Source organism: Streptomyces sp. NPDC046805, assembly GCF_040645355.1.
GTDB lineage: Bacteria > Actinomycetota > Actinomycetes > Streptomycetales > Streptomycetaceae > Streptomyces.
This window is the reverse complement of record NZ_JBEYYC010000006.1, coordinates 96,851-120,621: the sequence shown is the minus strand read 5'-3', so window position 1 is coordinate 120,621 and position 23,771 is coordinate 96,851. Positions and strand designations below refer to the sequence as shown.

Below are 23,771 nucleotides of genomic sequence, written 5' to 3'. Positions count from 1 at the left end.
CGCCGCACCTGGTCCGGTGTCGATCTCGTCGATCGACCACCGTTGACGTCCGCGGCCCGCGCGATGCGCGATGGCCGCCGTCCGGGGCGCGGGCGCCGCACGGGAGCTCTCTGTGTCCTGTCTCGCCGGTTCCGTACGCCATGTTGCGTACGGCCTGGCGAAAGTCTTGTGGTCGGTGCGCTGCCCGACCCAGGTGGCTCCCGAGTACGAGGGCGGCGCTACGACGTCCGTCCTTATGCGGAACCTTCCGGCACCGGCGCCGTCGCGGCGGCAGTGGCGGCGGCCGGATGCGGCACGGTCGCTGCTGCCTCGCGGTCGGGCGCGAGCGGGTCGGTCACCGCGCCGGTCTCTTCATCGAACAGCCCCTGCGCCAGCCTGGTCACCGCTGCGGGGACCGGCGGCGCCAGGTCGGCCACGGCGCGGAGACCGGACAGGACGTCGTCGGGTCGTACGGCAGGCGTCACGTGCCGAACAACCAGCCGCAGTATCGCACAGGCCTGGTCGGTCGGCCTATCAGCCTGCGAACTGTGCGTTTCCGGGCCCGCCACGGTCTCGAGGCTCGCGACGGCCGCGCGGGCGTCGAAGGTGCGGACGCCGTTCTTGGTCTGGCGCTGCACCTCGACGGTGCCGGCCTTGATGAAGGCCTCCACCGCGCGCTCGGCGTCGGCCGGGTCGACACCGTCCAGCCGCAGCTCCCACACGGAAGCCGTCAGCCGGTCGGCGAGCCCCGACGTCCGCGCCTCGACCGCGTCGACGATGTCCAGCCCGGCGGGCAGCGACTCGTCGAGGAGGACGCGCAGGGTCTCCGGGTCACGGGCCGCTGCGAGCGCGATCTCCAGGTACTCCGCCTCACTGCCCGTGCCGGTGGGTGCGGCATTGGCGTACGACACCTTCGGGTGCGGCGTGAACCCCGCCGAGTACGCCATCGGCACCTCGGCACGACGCAGCGCACGCTCGAAAGCGCGCTGGAAGTCACGGTGGCTGGTGAACCGGAGGCGGCCGCGCTTGGTGTAGCGCAGTCGGATGCGCTGCACCGCGGGTGCGGGCGGCGGGCCTACGGGCTGTCGCTTGCCCAGTGTCCTAGTCCTTCGTGAGTGCGGTTGTCCTGCTACCAAGAGTACGTGTCCCGGCGCCCGGGAGTTCCCGACGGTCCGCCGTCCCGGGCCGCACCGGCTCGCCGAGCAGCATCCGCCGGACGTCGGCGCGAGCCTGCCGTACCGTCTCGCGCGCGGAGTCCAGCGTCTGCCCGGTGGCGCGCCCCACGGCACGCGCGACCTCGGCGACGGGGCGCAGGACGGCGTCCCGCACGACGTGTCCGACCGGAGTGAGAACCGTCCTGTGCACCCAGCGCCCCGGCTCCACGAAGGTCCACCGGAAGAGGGTCCCCAAGAACCGCCCGACGGCGCGCGAGACGTGCCCGGCGACGCGCCAGGCGTGCCCGAGCGCCTCCCCGGCCTCCTCCGCGACGACGGCCAGGACCCGGGCGACGGGCGCGAGCACCCAGCGCCACAGGGTGAGCGCGGGCAGGACGACCAGGACACGGGCCGTCCAGCACAGGACAGTTCCGAGGAGGACGCCGACGACACCTACGAGCCACGCCAGCGCCCGGCCGACGGGCGCGAGGATCCGTTCGTACAGCCACCGGGCGGGAAGGACGACGAGGCGCTTCAGCAGCCACGCGACGCCGTGGCCGACGGGCGTGAGCAGGTACCTGTACAACCAGCCGACCGGTACGACGACGAGAACGCGCCCGAGCCGGGCGAGCGCGCGCCCGACGGGCCGCAGCACGGTGTCCGTCAGCAGCCGCCCGGCCACGACCAGCGCGTCCCACACCAACCGCAGCGGCACCACCAGCACGAGCGCGACGATCCGTACGGGAACGCGGATCGCGACGACGAGACAGCCCTCGGGCCGGTGCCGCGGCCGGGGTGACGACTTCTCAAGAGCCATGCCGGAGTTCCCTGTCGGCGGGGAAGCTACCCATACAGGGAGAGACGCCGCAGTCGTCGACTCGGATGCACCCGGCTCCCACCGACCACGGCCTCCAGGTCGTGCCGCCGACGCACACGGGTGGCCGAGCGGTGCCCCGAACGGCGGCGCCCCATCCCAACTGGTCGTCCCCCGACACAGATTGACCCATCGGAACGCACGGTTTGGTCCAATCTAAGGATAAACAGACCTATTCGGCCCGGTACGCGTGCCGAGCGACCGCCCAGCGGACAGTCTCGCACTGGGTTTCGGGACTTCACCCGAACCGGATGAGGCTAAGGAGCACGTTGATGAGTCCTGAGCACAGGACGTCTTCGCTACTCGGTCCGCTGGCGCGAGACAGGTTCAAGAAGGCCGGAATGCTGGCCTCGCTCACGCTGGTCGTGGCGGCCGGCGTGATGAGCCCGGCGGCCGCGGCGGCGCGTAGCATGAGCGACCACCACGCGTCCGCGGCGAGCCGTTACGGCGGTGGCGGCAAGGACGACTGCAAGGAGGAGAAGCCGCACAAGAAGTCCCTCCTGGACTCCCGCGCGTCGGGCGGCGGCGACAAGGACAAGTGCAAGGGCGCGACCGGTGCGACCGGAAAAACCGGCGCGACCGGCGCGACCGGCCACACCGGGAACACGGGCAACACAGGCGCGACCGGCCACACCGGAAACACCGGAAACACAGGCGCGACCGGCCACACCGGAAACACCGGAAACACAGGGAACACAGGGAACACCGGGAACACCGGGAACACGGGCAACACCGGCGCCCCTGGTCCGTGCGCTGAGATCGACGCCCTGCAGAACACGGGCGCCTTCGAACTCCGCTCTGCTGTGACTCCCGGTGCCCCTGACGCCTTCAGTCACACCTTCATCGGCATCCGGGACCTCCGTGGCGCCACTATGGACCACTCCATCCGCTGGACCGACCTCAGCGGCCTGACGGGTTACCCCAAGACCGCGGCAACCGGATTCGCGTGTGGAGTCTCCATCAGCGGGATCGGCTCAGATCAAAGCGACAAGAACCCCATCAAAATCGACATCATCACCACCACGGGTGGGGTCTACGAGACCCCCTGCACCGAGAACAACGACGAGAGCCCGGCCACCGTCACCTGCAACGGCCCCTGGACCTTCGTGGTCCATCAGCCCAGCAACGGAGCCCTCAACGACGGGACGCCGTAACGGACGTGCCACACTCGGCTCACACCGCGTGAGGTCAACCGGCCGGCACATCGCATGAGGGGCGTCCGACGCGCCGTAACAGACCGTCGGACGCCCCTCGCGGCGTCTCGAAGCGAGCGGGCTACTTCTTCTCCTTGCGTACGAGCAGACTCACCGTCATCCCCGTCACCGACTGGCTCGAGGACAGTGTGTACTTGCTCTGCAAGACGTTCGCCTGCATCGGGTTGACGGAGGCGAACGGGAAGTCGTCGCCCTGGCTCAGCATCCAGATGCGGGGCTCGCCCTTGAGGCATCGGGCCGGGTCGGAGCACTCGACCGAGACCAGGTCGTCGACCGCGACGGCCGACTTCGCCAGGAAGACGTCACGCAGCTTCAGGCCACGGGGCAGGTAGTACTGCACTCCGTCGTCGAGCCTCCAGACGTCCGTGCGGTCGTACACGACGGCGTCTCCCGGCCGGTAGTGCTGCCGGATCACGTCGGCCGCGGCCGCGTAGTCCACCGGCACGGGCGCGTCGTGCTCGAACGGCTGCCGCATCTGTCGCTGGTCGGGCAGCGTGACGTAGACCAGCGCCGCGAGGAGGACCGCGAGGGCCTTCCGGGAGCGGCACGCACCAGAGACGCCCGCGCCGGCGAGGAGGGCCCAGGCCGGGAGGGTGAAGAGGAAGTAGACGTGGCGGAAGTAGGAGATCGCGCCGTGGGAGGCGAGCCAGACGAGGACGAACGGCCCGATCGCCCAGGTGCCGCACAGCAGCAGCGGGACCTTGCGCGGCGAACGGGCCAGCAGCGCGAGGGCGATCAGCGCTCCGGCACCCAGAGCACCGCCGAAGACGTCACCCATCACGGGCGGGAGCGTCCAGGCATCCGGCTCGGCGATCCAGTACAGCTGCCGTTGGACCTGGGACCGGCCGAGCAGCACGACCGGGGTGACACAGGCGGCGACGGCCAGGAGGGCGACGGCCGACTTCCACCACAGGGAACGGTCCCGCCGCGCCTGGGCCGCGACCGCCACGCCATGGGCGAGTACGACAGACAAGGAAATCAAGTGGAGCAGTCCGGCGCAGGCCAGGGCGAGCGCATAGGCGCCCCAGCGCCAGGGACTGCGCGGATTGTCCAGCACCCGGAGCAGCAGGAGCGTCGCCAGCGCGATCACGAAAACGACCAGCGCGTAACTACGGGCCTCCTGGCCGAAGCGGCTCACCGCCGGGATGAACGCGAAGAGAATTCCGGACAGAATTCCGGCACGGTACCCGAAGAGCCGGTGGCCGATGAGACTCACCATGGCCGCGGCCGCTGCCATGGAAAACACGGTGGGAATCCGCAGGGAAATGACGGAATCCCCGAAGAGCCCCACCCACAGGTGCATCAGCAGATAATACGTACCGTGTACGGCATCGACGTTCTGGAGCGTGGCGAGGATCTGGTCGGTGCTGCGGTTCACCATGTCCCAGGTGACCAGCTCGTCGCGCCCCAGGAGTGAGCCGGTCACCCCGTAGCAGGTCAGGCCAAGGGTGAGGGCGAACGGCCATAGCCACAGCCCCATCCGCCGGCTTCCGGATTCGATCGGCTCAGCGCCCAGGAATTCATCGCGTGGAGAGGGAAGCGGCGCGGTGATTACCATGAGAACCTCCCATGCCCGACAGCAGGAACTGCTCCCTTATACACGGGCATGGAGAGCCGGACCGACAGGAAGGACGCGCCGCCACCTGTATGGACGGCAAGCAGACAGTGCCGGTCCTTGCATGGGCTTTCCCGATTTACTAAAGTCACCGACCAATCCTTTTCATCACAGAAAAGAAGAAGTCATGCAAACGGTCTGCCTCAATATGATCGTCAAGAACGAGGCACACGTGATCCGGCGCTGCCTCGAATCCGTGCGCCCCCTTGTCGACACCTGGGTGATCCTCGACACGGGCTCGACCGACGGCACCCAGGACGTGATCCGCGAAACCCTCGCCGACCTTCCCGGGTCACTGCACGAGAGCCCCTGGAAAGGCTTCGACCAGAGCCGCACCGAGGCGATCGACCTGGCACGGGACCGCGCGGACTACCTCTTCTTCATCGACGCCGACGACTTGATCGAGACGGACCCCGGCTTCACCAGGCCGGAACTGACCCACGACTGCTACGACTTCGAGGTCCGCCACGGCTCCATCGTCCACTGGCGCGCCGCGATGGTGTCCACCCGCCTCCCCTGGCGGTGGGTCGGTGTGCTGCACGAGTACCTGGAGTGCGACACCAAGTACGACCGCGCCACCTTCGAAGGCGCGCGCATGATGATCGTCGGCGGCGGCGGACGCCTCCAGGGCAGCCAGCGGCAGAAGTACCTCCGCGACGCCGCGATCCTCAAGGACGGCCTCGCCAAGGAGCCGGACAACGCCCGTTACGCCTTCTACCTCGCCCAGAGCTGGCGCGACGCCGGCGAAAGCGCGAAGGCGCTCGCGGCATACGACCGGCGCGCCGCCATGGGCGGCTGGGTCGAGGAGGCGTACTGCGCTCGGCTCTACGCGGCCCGCCTCGCGGTGGATCTCAAGCGCCGGATGCCCGAGGTCATCGCCCGCTACCTCGACACGCACGAGTACCGCCCCGTCCGGGCCGAACCACTCGGCGAACTCGCGCGCCTGTGCCGTACGAACGGGGAGCGCTGGCCGCTCGCGTACATGTTCGCGCGCCGCGCGGTGGAGATCCCGCAGCCCGCCGACATCCTGTTCCTGGAACACTCCTGGTACACCTGGCGCGCATTGGACGAGCTGGCGGTGGCGTCGTATTGGGTGGGCGAGTACCGCGAATCGCTGGAGACGTGCGAGAAGCTGCTGGACGGCGGCCATCTCCCCGAGGCCCAGCGCGAACGCGTCATCGCGAACAGGGACTTCGCCCAGGCCAAGCTGCGCCTGGGCACCGGAGGGGGTACGAGGACACTCGTCGGCAGCTGACGACAGCAGTGGGCTCCTCCCGAAGGAAGGGGCCCACTGCCGGCTCAGTCGGGCTTGCGCACCTCAGCCGGCGCCTCGGCTCTCGGCTTCGGCCTGCGCTATGGCTTCGGCTTCGCTGTCGGCCAGCGCGAGCGCGACACCGAAGGCCTGGGCGATGTGACTCGCGGCCGACATGACGCGCGCTGTCCCCACGACGGGGGCGATGGCGATGAGGAGGTCCTGCAACTGCTCGGCCGTGAAGTCGGCCTTGATCGCGGGGTTGATGTGGGCCAGATAGGAAATCGCCGGTGCGTCCATCGCCACGAGTGCGGCGATACGAGCCAGGATGAGCGTCCGCTCGTCCATGTGACAGCGCTCGACGGAATCGATCGTCATGGCGGCGATCGTGTCGATTACAGGAGTCTCGAATGCAGTAGCCATGATGGGACCGCCTTCTGGTGCTGTAGGAACGACCGCCACCCGCTGATGACGGGGCCCCCGACGGTGCCAATCAAGCGTAAGCACCCTCAAGTGGTGCGGCGCGTCGAGCCGCGGGGTCGCCATGAGCCGGGCTGTTCCTCGACCGCAAACCACCCACGAAGGGTGAGGCCCACCCCACTGATCAGGTCGACCCTGTCTACGTGACGTGAGCACGGGGAGGGGCGGTCTGCGCAAGGAAAGGGCGAACGGTCGATGGCCGATGACAGAGCCCAGTCCATAGCGGAGTTCATCAACCCGCTGAGGGGCGAGCCGGGAACCAGGGTGCGTCTGCAGAAGGACTTCGACCCCGGCTTCAAGGCGGGCATCCGCAAGAAGAAGGACGGCGTCGAGTTGCTCCGCAGCGGCATCGAACTCCTTGCCGACTGCCAACGGCGGCCGGCCGCCCAGGACACCTACGGGGTGCTCGTGTGCCTGCAGGCGCTGGACGCCGGCGGCAAGGACGGAACCATCCGGCACGTCATGAGCGGCGTCAACCCGCAGGGGGTACGCGTGGTCGGCTTCAAGGTGCCCTCGCAGGAGGAGCTCGACCATGACTACCTGTGGCGCTACGCCCGTCATCTGCCCCGGCGCGGGGAGATCGGCATCTTCAACCGCTCCCAGTACGAGGAAGTGCTGGTGGTGCGGGTGCATCCGGAGAACCTGCGGCGCCAGAGGCTGCCCGACGCGGCACACGACCTGGATGTGTGGGAGAGACGCTACCGGGAGATCAACGACTGGGAGCGCTACCTGGCCGACAACGGCTTCAGGATCGTCAAGCTGTTCCTGAACCTGTCGTGGGAGGAGCAGCGCGTCCGCTTCCTGAAGCGGATAGACGTTCCCGAGCGGAACTGGAAGTTCTCGCCGGCCGACATCCGCGAACGCGCCCGGTGGGACGACTACCAGCGGGCGTTCTCGGAGATGCTGGAGCGGCGGGCCGGCCGCGCAGGCGTGACGCACCTGCTGGTTCCGCGGGGCACGGCTCACGCGGAACGCCTTCCGCCGTCGGACCGGTGCCCGGTGGACCTCCGCCCTGCCTTACCCGCCCGGCAACCGGTGACCGGGGGCCGACGCGGACACGGTGCCGGCAGGCATCGATGGTGAGTCGGTGGTGCTGCCCACTCCGGTGGTCTGCCGGGTGACCCCGGGGAGCGCTGCGGGTCCGGGTTCCGCGTCACCGACCGGGAACGCCACCGAACAGCCCCCCGGCCGACTGGCGACGGGCGGCCACGCCCACCACGCCGATCAACACCCACAGCAGGCTCCTCAACCCGGCGGTGACGAGCAGCACGAGCACGCTGCCCAGCAGAGCGGGCAGCGCCGGCCGTGCGCCTGGCTCACCTCAGTGCGCGTGCCCGCTCGCAGCCGGCGCCGGCGCCGCGTTCTTGACCGTCAGCGGGAGCAACTTCTTGCCGGTCGGGCCGATTTGGATGGCCGTATCCATCTGCGGGCATTCACCAACGGGCCTATAACCGCTACCGTGCCGGTCATGGGGAAGCGATCGAGGACGCAAGCAGCAACTGACCGCGCTCAATACGCAGTTGAGGCCGAGTGGACCAAGGCTGACTTAGCGCTCTTGGAGAAACTGAAGGGGGCGGAGACACTCTTACCTGACGACGCCCCGCGAGCCCTGTTGTCCGTGCGGCTGTCTGTCCTCACCGACGACACGACGTCACCGGTTCGCCAGGAACTCGACCTGCGCAACATGGCCCTGGACCGCGGCTGTCGAGTCGTCGGCGTGGCCAGCGATCTGAACGTGTCGGCCACCAAGGTTCCGCCGTGGAAACGCAAGCAGCTCGGGGACTGGCTCAACAACCGGGCACCGGAGTTCGACGAAATCCTCTTCTGGAAGCTGGACCGCTTCGTGCGGCGACTCACCGACCTCAGCACCATGATCGACTGGTGTCTGAAGTACGGGAAGAACCTCGTCTCCAAGAACGACTCGATCGACCTGACCACCACGCCCGGGAAGATCATGGTCACGATCATCGGCGGCATTGCCGAGATCGAGGCGGCCAACACGAGCACACGCGTAGCGAGCCTCTGGGGTTACACGAAGACCCAGGGTGACTGGCTTGTGGGCAAGCCCGCGTACGGATACGAGACATCGGAGAACGAGGACGGCAGGGTCGTACTCGCCATCAACGAGGACGCGCACAAAGCACTGCACTGGTGCCGCAACGCCGTCTTGCGGGCCGAACCCGCGTCCGCCCGGCGCATGGCGAGGGTCCTCGTACGCGCCGGCCTCTGTGGACCGGGGCTGACAGCATCGACGCTGCTTCGCCGTCTTAGGAACCCCGCGCTCATGGGGTACCGCGTAGAAGAGGACAAGAACGGGGGCAAACGCCGCTCGAAGATCGTCCTTGGCAGCGACGCCCAGCCCATCCGCGTGGCCGACCCGATCTTCACTGAGGAAGAGTTCAAGAGCCTTCAGGAGGTCTTGGACAGCCGAGGGAAGAACCAGCCAACACGGCACCCCGGTGGCGCGACGAAGTTCCTCGGCGTGCTGATTTGCCACGACTGCGGCTCGAACATGATCGTGCAGCAGAACCGAGTCAACGAACGATCGTATTCGTACCTGAGGTGCGGCAAGTGCAAGGCCGGAGGTCACGGCGCCCCTAACCCCGATGAGATCTACAGCAAGCTCGTGGACGACGTCCTGAGGGTTCTGGGTGACGAACCGGTCATGACACGCGAGTACCGGCAGGGTGCCGAGGCCCGCAAGGAGCTACAGCGCCTCGAACAGTCCATCAGCTACTACATGACGGGGCTGGAGCCCGAAGGCCGCTTCACGAAGACGCGGTTCACCAAGGAGCAGGCTGAGAAGACGCTGGACGACCTCATCAAGCAGTTGGAAGCCATCGACCCGGAGTCGACAAAGGACCGGTGGGTAGCCGTGCACAACGGCAAGTCGTTCCGGTCCCGGTGGCAGGAAGGCGGCATGGAGGCCATGGCCGTCGACCTGCTCAGGGTCGGCGTCAAGTGCGTGATCACGCGGACCAACGTGAAGGGGGTGCGCGCTCCTCACATCCACATGAAGCTCATGATCCCCAAGGATGTGCGAGACCGGCTGATACTGAAGCAGGACGACTTCGCCGAGACGTTCTGACCCATCCTGGTCGGCACAGGAGCACAGCCGCCTCCCCAAGGCGTCCGGGCAGGCAGCGTCTCGCCTCACACGAACCACGACGCGGGGTCGAACGGCTCTTCCGTTCCGTCGTCATCGATGATCACGATTTCACTTTCGATCAGAGGTGTCATCCTGCCGTCAGCACTCCGGGGAAGCGGCGAACGCTGAGGCTGCTGAGAGTCACGGTCAGGCAGAGCAGCTGTCAGCACCACTCCCCCTCTTGCATCGCGGCTAGGGCCAGCCGTCGGGACTCTGCAAGGTCGGCCGCGATCCCAGCCGCGATGAGGGCAGCACCAGGAGTGTGGCCGGAGCCGATGTAGCGCCAGTGCCGCTCCGTGATCGCCTCGGGCAGGTTGGCGTGGCCCACGTGGTCGGCGCGTTCGGCACGAAGTGCTGCGTAGGTGGTGGAGTAGGCGCGGGATTTGGTGAGGATGTGGCCCCGGTAGCCGAGCGTGTGGGTCCAGGCCCTCAAGCGGAGAGGCCGATATTCGGGTAGGCCGCCCAGGCGCCAGCAGGAGCGCATGAGGGTGCGGACATGTTCGCTCACGGGCGCCGATTCAATGTCGTCGCTGGCAGCGGGCGGATGGTCGGTGCCGGCGCCTGTCTCGCTCGCGCCTTTGGTGACGTACTTGGCCACGTACGCCGCGACCGCGTCATCGTCGAGTCCGTCGGTGTCAGTGCGAAGCGACCGAGCGTCGACCTGGGCGCCCCAGCGCAATGCCAGCTCGCCCACGGCCAGGCTGTAGGGGGTGCGGACCAGGACTCGCCGGACGGAGGCGCGTACGGCGTCGATGAGCAGTTCAGGGGTCCCCCAAGCTGGGGGTTCGTCATCGGGTCCGTTAGGGCCGTCGAGGCGGATGACGGCGTGCACGTGGACGGCCGCCCGTTTCTGGTACTCGGCGACGCGGGCGAAGGACAGTCGGGCGTGCTGGGCGAAGTGGGACTGTACGAGGCCGACGGAGGAGGCCAGGCGCCGCCGGACGTCAATGACAAACCGGTCCCATAGCTTGGAGGCGTGCGCGTGCCAGAGCACGTGGGCTGTGTAGTCGTAGCAGTCGGCGCATAGCGGTTGGCCGACGATGGGCGCATCCGGGGCGTGGACGGCGGAACAGCCGAGGGGCCGCCCGTGTTCGCAGGCGCCGCCGTCACGGCGCGGGCGGCACAGCTCTCCAGCCCCGTGGACGGCCCCGAAGGACGGGGCGGTGAGGGTGACGAAGAGGCGGGGTCGGTGGCGGACCGTGGTGGGGATGTTCTTGCCGCCGAGGAGGCCTGCGCGGACGAGATGGAAGGTGTCTCCGGCGTGGAGGCGGGAGCAGGCCGGGCAGACGGTGGCGCGGCGGTTGCGGCAGCGGACGAGGAGGCGTTCGCCGGGCTCGGTGCGGGTGTCGTAGTGCTGGAGGATCTCGCCGGTGGTGCCGACCAGGGTGGTGGTGAAGCCGGTGAGGTGGATGGGGTGGGAGCAGCCGCCGGTGGCGGTGATCTGCTCCAGCCAGCGGGGGAATTGGGGGTCTTGGGCGAGGCGGATGGCGTCGCGGTCTGCTTCAGGGAGCTGACGCAGGCGCGCCGCGCGGTCGAGGGCGGCGCGCCTGTCAGCCGGGGTGAACTGCGGGGTGATGGTGGTGACCTTCCGGGGTGGGCCGCCGAAGCGGCAGGGACGAGGGTTGATGGCGCGCTCTCGTTCATGAGAGATCTCCTTCTGTGCGGGGCCACTTGGGAGCGGCAGGTTCAGCGGATGGTCCCGGTGCCCCGGCAGATGCGGCAGCGCCGCAGTCGTCCGGTCCAGGTCCTGCGGGCTCCATCGCCCTTGCAGTGCGGGCACCTCACGCGAGGCATAGGCATTGCCGTATGTCCTTCCTGATCAGAAGTGCTGGAAGCCGGTGAGGACCCAGGTGACGAAGCCGTTGATGGTGAGGCTGACCGGGGTCTGGCCGAGGTACATGCCGAACACGGCGATGCAGGCCGCTTCCCAGGCGCGGACGTCGCGGGAGCGGACGAGGAGGAAGGTGATGATCCCGAAGACCACCACGAGGGACACGGCGGCGCCTGTGCTCATGACTTCTCGTCTCCTTCCAGCGCTGCGAGGGTGCGGTCTATGGCGGGCAGTTCCGGGGTCGTTGCGGCGTACTTCCTCGTGATCGCCACGGCCTCTTCGGTGGGGGTGAGGTGGGAGCGGGCGCGGCTCCAGCCGCCGTCCGGGCCGGTACACACGGCCACGCCGCGTTCCTGGGCCGTGATGGACTGGGCGACAGCGACGGCGTCCTTGTTCAGGTCACCCAGGGCCATTTCGGCTGTGCCGGGGTCGTTGACGCGGTGGCAGATCCGACCGCCGAGCTGTGCGCGTAGGGCGGTGACGCCGGGGCCGAGGTCGGAGCCGACCCGTTGGCCGGCGACCACCAGGTGGATGCCGAGTGCGGCCCCGAGTTGCGCGAGGCGGAGCAGGAGCGTGGAGCACTGCTCGGCTTCCGCCTTGCTCTCCCGAGTGCCGTCCGAGAGATAGAGTTCCGCGATCTCGTCCACGATCACGACCACGGGCACCGGGCGCAGCTTGTCCGGCAGTTCCCAGATCGAGCGGACCCCAGCCGACCGGCACGCGCTCATGCGGTCCTGCATGTCGACCACGAGCGCGGAGAGCACAGCCACGGCTTCACGGCGGCAGGTGGCCAGCGCGCTCAATCGCCCGTCGAACAGGCCCAGTTCCATGCCGCCCTTGCAGTCGATGCCGACCAGAGCGACCGGCTGAGTCACGAGCTGGGTGATCAGCCGCGCGAGCAAGGTGGACTTGCCGGAGCGGGTGGCCCCGGCGATCAGCCAGTGCGGGACCAGGCGCAGGTTCATGACCCAGGCGCCGCCGCTCTCCAGGACGCCGATCAGCACGGAGAGGAGTTCGGCCGGAGCCGTGGCTAAGCCGGGCCGCTCCAACGGATCTGTGGCTATCGCGGTCAGCAAGACGAGGCCGCGTTCCGGGGAGGTGACGCGGACCGCGTGGACCTTCCACGCGTGCACCAGCGCGTCAGCCGCCTTCATGTACGTGGCCGGGGTCTGGCCCGCGTGCAGCCGCACCGCCACGGTCAGCCCCATGCGGGTGGCGCGGGGGAAGGAGATCCGCGGGGCCGCCGGCCGCAGTGGATCTCCCTTGACGACCAGGTCCCCGAGCAGCCCGCGCGGAGGGCGCTGGGACACCGCGAGGTCGTTGAGGACGGCGGCCTTGCGCCAGGTCGCCAGGACCCGGCAGGCGGTGACCGGGTAACCGACCAGGTACCAGTGCCAGACCGGACGGTGCCGCCGCACCAGGTCGCCGACGACCAGCAGCCAGGCCAGCACGGCGAGCGCGAAGGCGAGCAGGATCGGCCGCATCACGCGCCACCACCCTTGCCCTGAACGGGAGTTCCGTGCACGGGGGTGATGGCGTCGGCGCGGAAGCTGATGCCGTGCCGGTCGCCCATCGACCAGGCGAACGCGGTCAAGCCGGTGACCTTGACGATCTGGCCTTCCTCGATGCCCTTCGGCGCACCGCTCACGGCGATCTCGATGACGGAGATCCGCCGACCGTCCTGCCGCACGGTGACGGCCACGGTCCAGACCGGGTTGCCGTCCCGGTCCCTCTTCACCTCCTGTGTCTCGGAGTTGGTGATCTTCGCTTCGGGCGCGATGGCGCACCGCAGTACGCCCAGCCGCCCGGTGTCCACGGGAATGGACTGCATTCTTCGGCCTCCCTGGCCAGTTGGAGACGCCCGATTCTTATGCGGACGTCACTTGTCCTTATGAGTTACGACTATGAAGTCCTGTACGGCACGAGTGCAACTACTTATGCTGACGAGTGATGTCGCGCGTGCGACGTGACTACGACCTCACCCCGGAGATGCCGAGATGTCGGAGATTCAGCGCCCCGGAGCCCTCTACCAGCAGGTGGCCGCCGCGATCCGCGAAGCGATCCTCGCGGGCGAGTTCGCGCCTGACTCCCTGCTGCCATCCGAAGCCCAGCTCATGGCCCGCTACGGCGTCTCTCGCCCCACCGTCCGCAACGCCATCGCGGCACTGCGCGCAGAAGGACTCATCGACGTCCGCCACGGCAAGGGCAGCTTCGTACGCTCCAGCGGACAACCAGTCCTGACCGTCGAGCGCCGCATCAGTCGCACCCCCGACGGCAAGTTCGTCATGCCCAACGGGGACGTCTGGCAGGAGATCGAGGAACCGAGCACGTACCGCACCCACACCACGAAGGACACCGGTCGGCACCTTCAACTCGGCGAGGAGGAGGCCCTGTTCGGCTGTGACCGGCTGCTCATCGACCCCGGCACCGGGACCCGTGCCATGCACCGCACATTGATCCCCTTCGCGGTCGCCGAAGCTGTCCCGCTGCTCAGCAAGGAGCCCTGCAAGCCCCCGGCAGCGATCTACTGGGTGCTCACCCAGGCCGGACACAAACTGTCGTGGACAGAGACGGTGCGCGCACACATGCCGCTGCCCGACGAACGCACCACCCTCCAGCTCCCCGACGCGACACCGGTCCTGCACCTGTCCCGCGTCACCCACGACACCGACGACCGGCCCTTGATCCTCGAAGAGCTCCGCATCGGTGCCGACCACGCCGAAGTCACCTTCCGGATCACCGTCGACAAGCAGCCGACCCGACGCGCCCGCGCCTGACCGGCAGCCGACATCGGTCGAAACAGTCTTCACTTCCTCAAGGGCGCGCCTACGGCGCGCCGGGACGCCCGGCCGCCCCGGCCGGGCGTGCGGCGTGCCCGCCGATCCCGTCCGGACGGCAGGCGCCCCCACCCGCAGCGCGCCCAAGGAGTCAAGGCGTCGACCGGCTGCCAGGGGCCGGGACGTGGTGGGCTGGGGGTCGCCGGCCTCCGAGACTTTAGGCAGCCACCATGGGGCGAGCCTCGAAGAACAGGGGGCCCATCGGGCACAACCGCGGGCAGGACCAGTACCTGCCCGATTCGCCGGGCCAGCGTAGGGCCCCCTGTTCACTCGCCCCATGGCAGCTCCAGCCCAAAGTCTCTCCGGCCGACGACGTGCCCACCTGCACCGCTCACCAGCGACAAGGCCCCTCACACTGCACCACCGTCGCCATACGCGCGCCCCTCCAGGAGCTCAGCGAGCTGGACCACGGCGCCAGGCCAGCCCGCCAGCCGTACGACCCCGCGGCCGTCCTCATTGGTCGCAGCGACGGCCCGCACCTCGGACAGCTCGAAGCCCACCCCGAGCAGGGCCCGGTTCAACCGGTCGGCAGCGTCACGTGCCTCGCACCACCCCGCCATGTAGTCGACGCCGGACACCCACAGGCCGAAGCCCGTGCCCGCCACGTCCAGACCGTCGTTCGGCCACTCCGCACCCGCGCCAGTCACCTTGCCACTCCCGTTCAGGTAACAGATCGTCAACTGTCTTTGGCCCAGGGCAGATACGCAGCACAACGACCCCGGTACCATCTGGCACCGGGGATCGCTGTGTCCCCTCCCGGACCACCCCGGTTGCTGCCAGGCGCGGGGGTGGTCCGGTCTCGGTATGGGGTTGTGAAGCGTGGCCCCTCGGGGCCGGGTGGGGATCCCGGCGGACAGTCCCGAGAAGCCACGCCCCGATCACCGGAGGGATCACCTCCGGCTCCGGACTGCCACCCGCTCCCGAGAGAGCAACGCGGAGGCGACAGCCCGAAGATCGTTAGGGCAGGCCGTCTTCCCGCTCGCCGTTGAGATCGAAGCGGCACCACACGGTCTTGCCGCCCTGGTCTTCCGGTGTCCACCAGACCGCCGCTGCCAGGCGCTGGACAATCAGCAGCCCACGGCCGCTGTCCGGCAACACCGCTTCCGACAGCTCCCCCATCAGTTCTGGCGAGAAGGTGTCGCCCAGAGGCAACAGCGGGGGTGTGGAGTCCTCATCAGTGACCCCGATGAACAGCCACTTCGGCCAGATCTTGAAGGACACGTCGATACGCCGACTACCGCCGGGGCGAGTCAGGGAGCGTTCCGGCACCACGTGGTTCACCACGTTCCCGACCAGCTCAGACACGGCCAGCCGGGCATCGTCGACGACGGCCGCCGCACCCGCGCTCCGCAGGAACTGGGCCGTCATGTCACGCGCAACGTGTGCCGTGTCCGCGAACTCGGCATAGAGCGTCAGCGTCAGGAAGTGCCCACCCGTGGACGGATCCGGAGCCGCGAACCAGTGAGCGAACGCGTCTAACTCACCCATCACCCGTTCATGCCGCCGCGATTCCCTCGCGTTCATGCCACGGACCACCAACTCTGGTCACGTCTGCCGAGGCCCTCCCGGCAGGGTGACCAGAGAGTGCACCCCACATCTCGCCTGTCGCTCCCCCCACTTGGGGACCCCCCTCTTGGGGACCCCCCTGAGTACACTCGCGAGACGGACAGGGCACGAAGATCGAAAGAGAAGATCGAGCAAGAACAGACGTTGGTCAATCACGATGGGGAAGTGAGATGACCGTGGCTGCACCCACACCGGCAGCTCTCCCGCCTCACGTACTGGAACGCGCAGACGTGCGGTCGGCGATCGCCAACCACGACTTCGGCGAAGTCTTCAGACTCGCCAAGATCCACGGCCACATCAGCTACGCCAAGATCGCCGAAGCCGTCGGCTACAAGCGCGACCACATCGGCAAGATGGCCCGACCCGACACCGACGGCAAGGGCGTCCGCCCACGGATCACGCAGTTCCACAAAATCCTGGAAGTGGTGGACGGCCTACGCATCCCCGGTCAACTCGCAGGACTAGCGCCACGACCGTGGGAGCTGGAACGACCGGCCCGAACCGCCCAGCTAGAGGACCCGAGCACCCTGATCACACAGGGAGGCGCAGGCCTCTGGGACATCGCCGAGATGCTGCGACGCACCGAGATGTCCAACATCAACAGCGCGGCCCTGGAGTCGATCGAGGAAGGCATCGACCAACTCGCCCGCGCCTACCCCTACGCCAACGCCGACTACCTCCACGAGCGCACCCGGAACGGCCTGCAGTTCGTCACCAAGCAGCTCGCAGGCCGGATGACCCTCCGCCAGCACCGGGACCTACTCGTGGACACCGGTTGGCTGTTCCTGCTGAACGCGTGCGTCCAGTACGACCGGGGCCAGCGCGAGGCCGCCAACCTCAGCAAGGCCGCCGCACTCCGCATCGGCGAGGAGGCCGGCCACGGCGAGATCAAGGCGTGGGCGTGGGAGATCGAGGCATGGTTCGCCCTCACCCAGAGCCGATGGCAAGACATGCTCAACGCCGTCGAGGCCGGACACGCCTCCGACCAGACCCACTCCGTCGGCGTGCAGCTGTACGCCCACAAGGCCCGTGCCGCCGCCCGCCTGGTCCGCGATTCCCTCGACGCCGGCCGCGCCCGCCTGGACCGGCTCCCCCGACCCGACCACCCCGAACATCACTTCATCATCGACCCCGACAAGTGGGACTTCTACGAGATGGACGCCTACCGTCTCCTCGGCGACGACGAGCGCGCCGCCACCCACGCCCGGTCCGTGATCCGCATCAGCACCGGCCCCGACGAAACCGAGATCTCCCCTATGCGCGCCGCGGAAGCCCGCCTCACACTCGGAGTCGCCGCCGCCCGCACCGGCGAGATCGAAGAAGCCATCGGCATGGGCACAGCAGCCCTGGAAGCCGACCGGAAGTCCCTCCCATCCCTACTTCTGGTAGCCGACGAACTCGACAAGGAACTCCGCGCCCGCTACCCGCGCGAGGCCGCCTCACGCGACTTCCACGAACAAGTCATGGCCATCAAGCGAGGCACAGCCGGGCCAGAGCTCCCGTTCTAATCAGCCGCAACTGATCACCGGTGGTCGTGACCTGCGGCCGCCAACCCGGTCACCGCTCTGAACCGCTGCTGGCCTGTCGGCCGATGTCGACGATGGTCACCAATGAGCGCTTCCACAGTCTCAAGGTCAGTCGTCTGTCGTTGACGGTTGCCTGCGGTCGCGGTGATTGCTGTCTCGGCTGCTGTACAGCAGCGGCACGGAAGCCGCTTGGTGCTGCTCAAAAGGGCCCCCTGCCGCCGACCGCGGCCCGCGACCTCGACAAGGGCGTTGTCGAGCGCTGGCACCCGCGCACCAACGAAGGCGTGAGTGACGATCTTCGCGTATGCCCCGCTACGGCAGGATGACTGACATGCGCGATCAGTGGCCCGTCATCCTCACCGCAGCCCTCGGCGTGGCCGGCACCGTCGTCGTCGCCTACATCGGCATCCACGGCAACCGTCGCCAGACCACGGACCAAGCCGCAGTCGAGCACGAGCAATGGCTGCGCGGTCAACGGCAAGAGGCCTACATCGCTCTTCTCGACGCTTGGGACACCGCCGTCAGCAAACTCGAACACGCAGTGGACCTTTGGCCGGAGCGAGAGGAGTGGCTGGACAACCAGGGCGGTGAATTTTATGAGCTGGCGATAGCCGTAGAGGAAGACCTCGTGGACGCCCGGCGGGGCTTGTCGAAGCCGCTGGATCGCGCTGCCATCCTGGGCCCAGCATCGGTGGACGCGGCAGTCATTGCGATGGACAAGGCCTTTGATGCCGCGTCCGGGTATCTCAACCATCAGGCAAACCCGGATGAGCCATTCGAGCGGGACTGGCACTCGTGGCCTGTGCTGATGACTCGGGCGCATCAGGCGCGCCGGCAGTTCACGGAGGCCTCGAAGCTTGTCTTGCGGACGCCTCCGCGGCCGGGCGGACGCTGGCCCATTGCCCTGCGGCGGACTGCTCGCTGACCGGTGTGCTGTCACGTGCACGGCGGACCGGGACGAACCATCTCATCGAGCCGACCCGCGCCTGCGTGTCACGTGGCCGCAGTGCGCCGTGAGCGATGCCCGTCAGCGCTATAACCTCAGCTTGGGAAGCTAAGGTGATCTACGTCCCCTTGCTGTGCTGACCGGCGGCGGAGCCGTCTCGGACTCCAGCTGACCGCTGTCTCATCCCCGCTGTTCCCCGTTGCTCCCCGCACGATCTGGCACAGGGCTGGCACCTCCGCCCTTCGGCGCCAACCATGGCAACAAGATGGCACAGACCAGGCGTGCACCGAGCCCTGGGGCAGGGCGTCGAATTCCAATGAACCGGCTGTCAGCCCAGTCACAGGTGGCTATCCTCTAGCCGCTGTGTCCCGCAGCCCGCGGTACGCAAGTGGCGAAGGGGGTGCTGCGTGGACCGAGAGCCGGGTTCAAGCAGGTTGGTAGTACTTGAAGCCAAATTCGAAGAGCACGTAAGTAGAGGGATTCCCGCTCTAAAACGCACGGGATATAACCCGACCCGATTCCTTGAGATGGTAGAGGAATGTGGTGGAGTGCTCGGAGCTGCAAAAAAGTTGCTCTCGAATTCGCGGCATACGTCTTATGGCTTCGAGCGGCTCTGGGCGCTTGGGCGACTGGATGCAAGTGTGGAATATGCTGTATGTCTTCCATGGTTTGAAGAGTTGTTCGTTCCTGAAGAGGTTCATGAAGCAACAACTCGATTAGTCACCCACGATTTTCCCCTTCTGAAGAGGCTCGCCACAGAGACTCCCGCCTGAATGGCTCGCTGAGCTCCCCAGTTGAACAGGGGGGGGCGGAATCGTTTATTAGTTGGGCGCCATTGAAGAAGGAGTCAAAAAATGGAAGAACCGCTCGTTCTGGCCACATGGGGGCTGGTGGTTGCCACACTGCTACTTTTTTGTGCAGGCCTCGTACCAGCCGTTGGGCAGTTTCGCGAGTGGCGGGGGCGAAAGAATGCTCTTGCGTCCGCTCTCTTGCCTGAACTCCATGGAACTCGTACGCAAGCTATTGATATCCGCAACACGCTGATAGCTATGAAAGCAAACGCACAGTTGGAAGATGTTGCGCACGTCTATTATGACGTGGAGCGGCTCTGTGAACGGATTGAGGGCATTCAGGGCCATGCGGCACTCTCGATCGATCAGCGCCTTGAACTATATGTGCTGAAGTCTCACCTCAACTTGCTTGGCTTGCAATTGTCCTTGATCGCCAGCGAGGATGAAGAACTTCGCCAAATGGCTCTGGAGACTGCAAGCATCGAAGAACGGTTGCGCAAGTCATTGATCGCCGCCCAAGCCTCCCTTTTGTGTCTGGATAGAGTGGACCACCTTTTTGTCGAGGTGAAGAAGAAATATGGAGGGCGGACATTTACTGAAGAGATGATGGCACGCGTGGAGCTGGACTCTGATAGTGCAGAAAAGAAATTGGTTGATGTGCGCCGCGTGATGCGCACAGATGACCGGCTCAAATGACTCTGCGATAGTCCCGCACTCAGTCACGACAGGGCCGGCGAGCGAACTACACCCTTCGATGGAGGCAGCGTCTCCGAAGACTAGCTGCACAGCGGCACTCTGGATCGCTTTCCGACTGCGGATGGGTAGTCCGTTGAGACCATTTACGCATTAGCGACTAGGGGCAGTTCCTCTGAAGGTCGCCAGTAAGCATCGCAACGAATTCAGTGATTCGCTGAAGGGTCGGCACGACAGGCCGCCCTCCTGGAAGAGCAAAGTACGGAACAGCGCTTCCGACATGTTTAATCTCAGGCTGACGACCCCAAAGCGGAGCAAAGATTCTTACTACTTCTTCGCCAACCTCCATCCTGTGAGATGAGTACGAGAAATCAACACAGTCGGCTCCGGGGTCTGGATCGCCAGTCCGATCAGGCAGAAAATCGAAATCACCGGACTCGGTTCTTTGCACCCATGGCGGTAGGCCAATGCGAGTCGGGATCGTCTCAAAGTGGTTGGCCTGAAGTTCAATATGCACCAGCATCTGATGCTTGTCGAAGTTTGAGAGCTCAGTCAGAAGATCCAGTTGATGGATGTACAGCCCCGTCCAGCCATCTGGACGTCCATTGACCTCACGGCAAGGCTGGTACTCATGCATTCGACCCCAAGCGGTAGGGGAAAATATGCTGGGCGTCTTGTGTTGTTGACCCGCTACTGCATTACATAGGATAAAATAGATATTCTTAGGTTTATTGGGGATGCCCTGAGCATGCGCGCAAGCGCACTGCCATGCCAAGTGATCCAGGCTGCATCGAAGATTGTTAACTATGTCACCAACGCCCAGGCTCACTTCCTCGAGAATGGGTTCATAGTCGGGAACTGAATCAATCCGGACGATGTGGTAGCCGCTTTCCGGATCCAACTCTGCGCACAGAGGAGCGCGGCTAATTAAGCTCTCCCGAAAACCTTCAATCAGAGTATTCAATTCGCCGGTCTGCTTCACTGCGCGATCAAGCTTCGCCCGAGACGACCGGAGATCAACAGTAGTCATGGCTTTCCGATCCGGTGATCCAACTCTTCAGGAGTGTAGAGCCAAAGGAGGAAATCGGCCTCGTTTTTTCTCACTCCTGGCACGGCGCCCAGTAGAAGGATGCGAGCACCTAGCTGGTCCTCTCAACACCACCCGCCCGAGCTCCCATCCCGTCTGCCGTCGGCCCACACACCGTGGAGCGGGCCTGGGGGGCACTTCCAGGGCCTGGCAGCGGCGTCCGAGAGGACGCCAGTGGCGCCGATGGGCGAGGACGTGAAACGCCGGCCGAAGCCAGCGCGGCGGATACCTCGTCCTCGCAAGCCCCCGGCCAAGCTCCCCATCACCCACTCGAGTGCCTCGCCCACCTCCGTGCGCGTGACCGCTCGACACAGGTGCCGGCGCAGCGTTCTTGACCGTCAGAGGCAGCAGCTTGTTGCCGGTCGGGCCGATTTGAATGACCGTATCTATCTGCGGGCGCTGCCACCCATGTACCGGGGTCCGGAACCAATCTGCGCGGATCATTCGTAGCGGCGCACTCGGTTTGCACCGACCGGCTGGTGTGGACGGGTCTCAGTGGGATGATGGGCCTCGGATCCTGCGTGAGGGGGCGTCAGATGAGCCGGACGAGGCGTTGGCTGTTGGCCATTGCGGTGTCGTTGATCATGTTCGCGCTGTCCGTGTGGCTGGGAGATCTGCTTCTTCCTTGGGATCACGCAACGCGGATCGGAACAGGCGCGGGAGCTGGAGCCGTGATCGCTGGGATCCTGGGCGCTTGGGCGTCCTCCCTCATAGGATCGCCGACCCCGAACCCGGCGGCAGGCGGGTCGACAGCATCTGGTGAGCGCGCGGTAGCCACCCAGGATAATTCGGGAATCATCGCCACCGGAGACAACAACACTATTCAGCGATGACCGACCCTCAGACACCGCGTGCTTCGGGAGGCCGCTCCGCCGCCGCGGGCCACAGCTCTGGCGTGATCGCTACTGGCGACCAAGCCCGAATCGAACAGCGCACTCTGGTCCTGCCTCCAGGCACGTTGCAGGCGGCGGTACCGGGCGAAGCAGTTACGCGGCTGAATAACCTGCCCGCGCCCGACAGCCGCGTGTTCAAGGGCCGCGACGACGCCCTCACCTTCCTGCAGGCACTGCCGGCAACCGGGACCGGCATCGTGGCACAGAGCGTGCGAGGCATGGGCGGGGTCGGTAAAAGCACGCTGGTCCTACACCACGCCCACGCACATCTGGCGGCCGGACACGGACCCGTGTGGTGGATCGAGGCATCATCTGCGCCCGCCATCACAGCCGGACTAGCGGCGCTGGCAACCGCCTTGAACCCAGTGCATGCCGGGCTGCCGCTGGACGAGGCCGCCGAATGGGGAGTGATGTGGCTGCAAGGCCGCACCGGATGGCTGCTGGTCTTCGACAATGCCGAAGAACCTGCCGATCTACGCCCCTACCTCGGCCGACTGAGCACAGGCCAAGTTCTGATCACCACCCGCCGCGACCTCCCCTGGCACGACCTCGGTACGGCTCTACGCCTCGACACCCTCACCCCGGAGTCCTCCCTGGTTGTCCTCCAGGAGATCACCGAACGCCTCACCGAGACCGACGCCGCAGCCCTGGCCGAGTTGGCCGACGAACTCGGCCACCTTCCCCTCGCGCTGCAGCAGGCTGGCGCCTACCTCGCACAGACCCGAACCAGCGCCGACTCCTACCTCAGGAGACTGCGCGCCGACCCTGCCGGAGCGCTCGCCGCTACCCCTCCTGGTGACCCCCAACAACGCACCATTGCTCAACTCTGGAGCGTCACCCTGAGTGCCGTACAGGCTGCCGACCCCCATGCAGTGGAACTGCTGCGCGTCCTGGCCTACTGCGCACCCGATCCTTTACCGCGTCACGTTCTGGCCACCGCGTTGCCCACACCGCAGGCCGTCGACCATGCTCTGGGCGTGCTGGCTGCTTACAGCATGATCACCCTCACTGAGACAGCCGTCACCGTCCACCGCCTTGTCCAAGCCGTCCTACGCTCCACCTCGCCAAACCCCACTCCACAAGCGCGCCCCAGGGGCATCCGGCGCATGCTGTACCGCCGCCAAGCCATCGCGCCGCCCCACCCAAGCGATGCCGTCCTATCTCTGCTCCACGCAGCCCTACCCCCAGGCGGTCCCGAAGACACGCGGACCTGGCCGGAGTGGCAAACGCTGTTGCCCCATGTCGAAGCCATGAGCGGATACCGGGAAATGAGAGAGACCCCCGAACTCGCGGCCCTACTGGGGCGGGCTGCCCTCTACTCCTCCGCACGAGGCCAGGCAAATTCAGCCCTCCCACTGGAGGAGCGGGCCCTGCACATCGCCGAGACCACCCTCGGCCCCGACCACCCCACCACGGCCGTCCGCCTCGGCAACCTCGCCCGCACCTTCAGTGCCCTCGGACGCCACACCGACGCCCTCCAACTGGAGGAACGCGCCCTGCACATCACCGAGACCACCCTCGGCCCCGACCACCCCGACACCGCCGTCTGCCTCGGCAACCTCGCCCGCACCTTCAGCGCCCTCGGACGCCACACCGACGCCCTCCCAATGGAGGAACGCGCCCTGCACATCGCCGAGACCACCCTCGGCCCCGACCACCCCGACACCGCCCTCCACCTCGGCAACCTCGCGAGCACGTACAGCGCCCTCGGACGCCACACCGACGCCCTCCCACTGGAGGAACGCGCCCTGCACATCACCGAGACCACCCTCGGCCCCGACCACCCCACCACCGCCCTCCACCTCGGCAACCTCGCGAGCACGTACAGCGCCCTCGGACGCCACACCGACGCCCTCCCACTGGAGGAACGCGCCCTGCACATCAC

The 23,771-nt window shown here is 66.9% G+C and carries 22 protein-coding genes and 1 pseudogene; 11 read left to right on the top strand and 12 right to left on the bottom strand.

All coding sequences use genetic code 11. The features are described 5' to 3' along the window. Window positions 1–233: 233 nt before the first annotated feature. Together ABZ910_RS09335 and ABZ910_RS09330 are read right to left on the bottom strand one after the other, a co-directional pair. On the bottom strand, window positions 234–1,034 hold the full coding sequence (locus ABZ910_RS09335) for a TIGR03936 family radical SAM-associated protein (RefSeq protein ID WP_361361238.1): 801 nt from the start codon (window positions 1,032–1,034) through the stop codon (window positions 234–236). A gap of 46 nt (window positions 1,035–1,080) precedes the next feature. After that, window positions 1,081–1,950, bottom strand: coding sequence for a hypothetical protein (locus ABZ910_RS09330; RefSeq protein WP_361361236.1), 870 nt, complete (start codon window positions 1,948–1,950; stop codon window positions 1,081–1,083). A gap of 329 nt (window positions 1,951–2,279) precedes the next feature. Here ABZ910_RS09330 and ABZ910_RS09325 point away from each other — a divergent pair, with 329 nt between their 5' ends. Next, on the top strand, window positions 2,280–3,161 hold the full coding sequence (locus ABZ910_RS09325; RefSeq protein WP_361361234.1) for a hypothetical protein: 882 nt from the start codon (window positions 2,280–2,282) through the stop codon (window positions 3,159–3,161). 121 nt (window positions 3,162–3,282) lie between these two features. Here the strand turns inward: ABZ910_RS09325 and ABZ910_RS09320 are convergent, their stop codons facing one another. Next, the gene (locus tag ABZ910_RS09320) at window positions 3,283–4,701 is read right to left on the bottom strand and encodes a glycosyltransferase family 39 protein (RefSeq protein WP_361361232.1); all 1,419 of its coding nucleotides are present in this window, start codon (window positions 4,699–4,701) and stop codon (window positions 3,283–3,285) included. Window positions 4,702–4,963: 262 nt separating this feature from the next. Between ABZ910_RS09320 and ABZ910_RS09315 the strand changes: the two genes are divergently transcribed. After that, window positions 4,964–6,091 (top strand): glycosyltransferase family 2 protein, encoded by a 1,128-nt coding sequence (locus tag ABZ910_RS09315; protein WP_361361230.1) that lies wholly within the window; start codon window positions 4,964–4,966, stop codon window positions 6,089–6,091. Between the two features lie 63 nt (window positions 6,092–6,154). On the opposite strand, the gene ABZ910_RS09310 is transcribed toward ABZ910_RS09315, so the two are convergent. Further along, window positions 6,155–6,511 (bottom strand): carboxymuconolactone decarboxylase family protein, encoded by a 357-nt coding sequence (locus ABZ910_RS09310; protein ID WP_361361228.1) that lies wholly within the window; start codon window positions 6,509–6,511, stop codon window positions 6,155–6,157. 252 nt (window positions 6,512–6,763) lie between these two features. On the opposite strand from ABZ910_RS09310, the gene ABZ910_RS09305 reads away from it, so the two are divergent. Further along, entirely contained in the window at window positions 6,764–7,651 is an 888-nt protein-coding gene (locus tag ABZ910_RS09305) for a PPK2 family polyphosphate kinase (protein WP_361361226.1), read from the top strand. Beyond that, a pseudogene (locus tag ABZ910_RS09300) lies at window positions 7,629–7,767 on the top strand (diacylglycerol kinase); the annotation flags it as partial. The gene ABZ910_RS09305 and the pseudogene ABZ910_RS09300, both read left to right, overlap by 23 nt. On the opposite strand, the gene ABZ910_RS09295 reads toward ABZ910_RS09300, so the two are convergent. After that, a complete protein-coding gene (locus ABZ910_RS09295; RefSeq protein WP_361361442.1) occupies window positions 7,722–7,844 on the bottom strand; it encodes a hypothetical protein in 123 nt (40 codons plus the stop codon). The pseudogene ABZ910_RS09300 and the gene ABZ910_RS09295 overlap by 46 nt on opposite strands. 192 nt (window positions 7,845–8,036) lie before the next feature. On the opposite strand from ABZ910_RS09295, the gene ABZ910_RS09290 reads away from it, so the two are divergent. Continuing rightward, window positions 8,037–9,656: a recombinase family protein gene (locus ABZ910_RS09290; protein ID WP_361361224.1), complete on the top strand. Its 1,620-nt coding sequence runs from the start codon at window positions 8,037–8,039 to the stop codon at window positions 9,654–9,656. Window positions 9,657–9,879: 223 nt separating this feature from the next. On the opposite strand, the gene ABZ910_RS09285 is transcribed toward ABZ910_RS09290, so the two are convergent. From ABZ910_RS09285 to ABZ910_RS09270, 4 genes are all read right to left on the bottom strand, one after another. Beyond that, window positions 9,880–11,235, bottom strand: coding sequence for a replication initiator (locus tag ABZ910_RS09285; RefSeq protein WP_361361430.1), 1,356 nt, complete (start codon window positions 11,233–11,235; stop codon window positions 9,880–9,882). Between the two features lie 300 nt (window positions 11,236–11,535). Then, on the bottom strand, window positions 11,536–11,730 hold the full coding sequence (locus ABZ910_RS09280; RefSeq protein WP_361361222.1) for a hypothetical protein: 195 nt from the start codon (window positions 11,728–11,730) through the stop codon (window positions 11,536–11,538). Next, entirely contained in the window at window positions 11,727–13,031 is a 1,305-nt protein-coding gene (locus ABZ910_RS09275; RefSeq protein ID WP_361361428.1) for an FtsK/SpoIIIE domain-containing protein, read from the bottom strand. Before ABZ910_RS09275 ends, ABZ910_RS09280 begins: the two co-directional genes overlap by 4 nt. Continuing rightward, complete coding sequence (locus ABZ910_RS09270) at window positions 13,031–13,378, bottom strand: hypothetical protein (protein ID WP_361361220.1); 348 nt, start codon at window positions 13,376–13,378, stop codon at window positions 13,031–13,033. The genes ABZ910_RS09275 and ABZ910_RS09270 overlap by 1 nt, the downstream gene beginning before the upstream one ends. Before the next feature lie 166 nt (window positions 13,379–13,544). Between ABZ910_RS09270 and ABZ910_RS09265 the strand changes: the two genes are divergently transcribed. After that, window positions 13,545–14,324 (top strand): GntR family transcriptional regulator, encoded by a 780-nt coding sequence (locus tag ABZ910_RS09265; RefSeq protein ID WP_361361218.1) that lies wholly within the window; start codon window positions 13,545–13,547, stop codon window positions 14,322–14,324. A gap of 410 nt (window positions 14,325–14,734) precedes the next feature. Here the strand turns inward: ABZ910_RS09265 and ABZ910_RS09260 are convergent, their stop codons facing one another. Further along, a complete protein-coding gene (locus ABZ910_RS09260) occupies window positions 14,735–15,031 on the bottom strand; it encodes a hypothetical protein (protein ID WP_361361216.1) in 297 nt (98 codons plus the stop codon). Window positions 15,032–15,341: 310 nt separating this feature from the next. Then, complete coding sequence (locus ABZ910_RS09255; RefSeq protein WP_361361214.1) at window positions 15,342–15,908, bottom strand: ATP-binding protein; 567 nt, start codon at window positions 15,906–15,908, stop codon at window positions 15,342–15,344. A 272-nt stretch (window positions 15,909–16,180) separates the two neighbouring features. On the opposite strand from ABZ910_RS09255, the gene ABZ910_RS09250 reads away from it, so the two are divergent. The 4 genes from ABZ910_RS09250 to ABZ910_RS09235 all read left to right on the top strand — a co-directional run bounded on the left by ABZ910_RS09250 (window position 16,181) and on the right by ABZ910_RS09235 (window position 19,909). After that, entirely contained in the window at window positions 16,181–17,458 is a 1,278-nt protein-coding gene (locus ABZ910_RS09250) for a tetratricopeptide repeat protein (RefSeq protein ID WP_361361212.1), read from the top strand. Between the two features lie 349 nt (window positions 17,459–17,807). Then, window positions 17,808–18,401: a hypothetical protein gene (locus tag ABZ910_RS09245; RefSeq protein WP_361361210.1), complete on the top strand. Its 594-nt coding sequence runs from the start codon at window positions 17,808–17,810 to the stop codon at window positions 18,399–18,401. Window positions 18,402–18,829: 428 nt separating this feature from the next. Further along, window positions 18,830–19,195, top strand: a complete 366-nt coding sequence (locus tag ABZ910_RS09240) for a hypothetical protein (protein ID WP_361361208.1) — start codon at window positions 18,830–18,832, stop codon at window positions 19,193–19,195. Between the two features lie 81 nt (window positions 19,196–19,276). After that, window positions 19,277–19,909 carry a hypothetical protein gene (locus tag ABZ910_RS09235; protein ID WP_361361206.1) on the top strand — a complete coding sequence of 211 codons (633 nt, stop codon included), beginning with the start codon at window positions 19,277–19,279 and terminating at the stop codon, window positions 19,907–19,909. A gap of 157 nt (window positions 19,910–20,066) precedes the next feature. Here ABZ910_RS09235 and ABZ910_RS09230 read toward each other — a convergent pair whose 3' ends face one another. Then, entirely contained in the window at window positions 20,067–20,888 is an 822-nt protein-coding gene (locus ABZ910_RS09230; protein WP_361361204.1) for a hypothetical protein, read from the bottom strand. A gap of 934 nt (window positions 20,889–21,822) precedes the next feature. Here ABZ910_RS09230 and fxsT point away from each other — a divergent pair. Next, on the top strand, window positions 21,823–23,771 hold a 1,949-nt coding region (gene fxsT, locus ABZ910_RS09225; RefSeq protein ID WP_361361202.1), incomplete at its 3' end, for an FxSxx-COOH system tetratricopeptide repeat protein.

Coding starts and splice junctions, on each gene's coding strand:
- ABZ910_RS09235 (WP_361361206.1), top strand. CDS start 19,277: ATGGAAGAACCGCTCGTTCTGGCCACATGGGGGCTGGTGGTTGCCACA.
- ABZ910_RS09310 (WP_361361228.1), bottom strand. CDS start 6,511: ATGGCTACTGCATTCGAGACTCCTGTAATCGACACGATCGCCGCCATG.
- ABZ910_RS09325 (WP_361361234.1), top strand. CDS start 2,280: ATGAGTCCTGAGCACAGGACGTCTTCGCTACTCGGTCCGCTGGCGCGA.
- ABZ910_RS09265 (WP_361361218.1), top strand. CDS start 13,545: ATGTCGGAGATTCAGCGCCCCGGAGCCCTCTACCAGCAGGTGGCCGCC.
- ABZ910_RS09275 (WP_361361428.1), bottom strand. CDS start 13,031: ATGCGGCCGATCCTGCTCGCCTTCGCGCTCGCCGTGCTGGCCTGGCTG.
- ABZ910_RS09280 (WP_361361222.1), bottom strand. CDS start 11,730: ATGAGCACAGGCGCCGCCGTGTCCCTCGTGGTGGTCTTCGGGATCATC.
- ABZ910_RS09270 (WP_361361220.1), bottom strand. CDS start 13,378: ATGCAGTCCATTCCCGTGGACACCGGGCGGCTGGGCGTACTGCGGTGC.
- ABZ910_RS09255 (WP_361361214.1), bottom strand. CDS start 15,908: ATGAACGCGAGGGAATCGCGGCGGCATGAACGGGTGATGGGTGAGTTA.
- ABZ910_RS09245 (WP_361361210.1), top strand. CDS start 17,808: ATGCGCGATCAGTGGCCCGTCATCCTCACCGCAGCCCTCGGCGTGGCC.
- ABZ910_RS09305 (WP_361361226.1), top strand. CDS start 6,764: ATGGCCGATGACAGAGCCCAGTCCATAGCGGAGTTCATCAACCCGCTG.
- ABZ910_RS09315 (WP_361361230.1), top strand. CDS start 4,964: ATGCAAACGGTCTGCCTCAATATGATCGTCAAGAACGAGGCACACGTG.
- ABZ910_RS09290 (WP_361361224.1), top strand. CDS start 8,037: ATGGGGAAGCGATCGAGGACGCAAGCAGCAACTGACCGCGCTCAATAC.
- ABZ910_RS09330 (WP_361361236.1), bottom strand. CDS start 1,950: ATGGCTCTTGAGAAGTCGTCACCCCGGCCGCGGCACCGGCCCGAGGGC.
- ABZ910_RS09320 (WP_361361232.1), bottom strand. CDS start 4,701: ATGGGGCTGTGGCTATGGCCGTTCGCCCTCACCCTTGGCCTGACCTGC.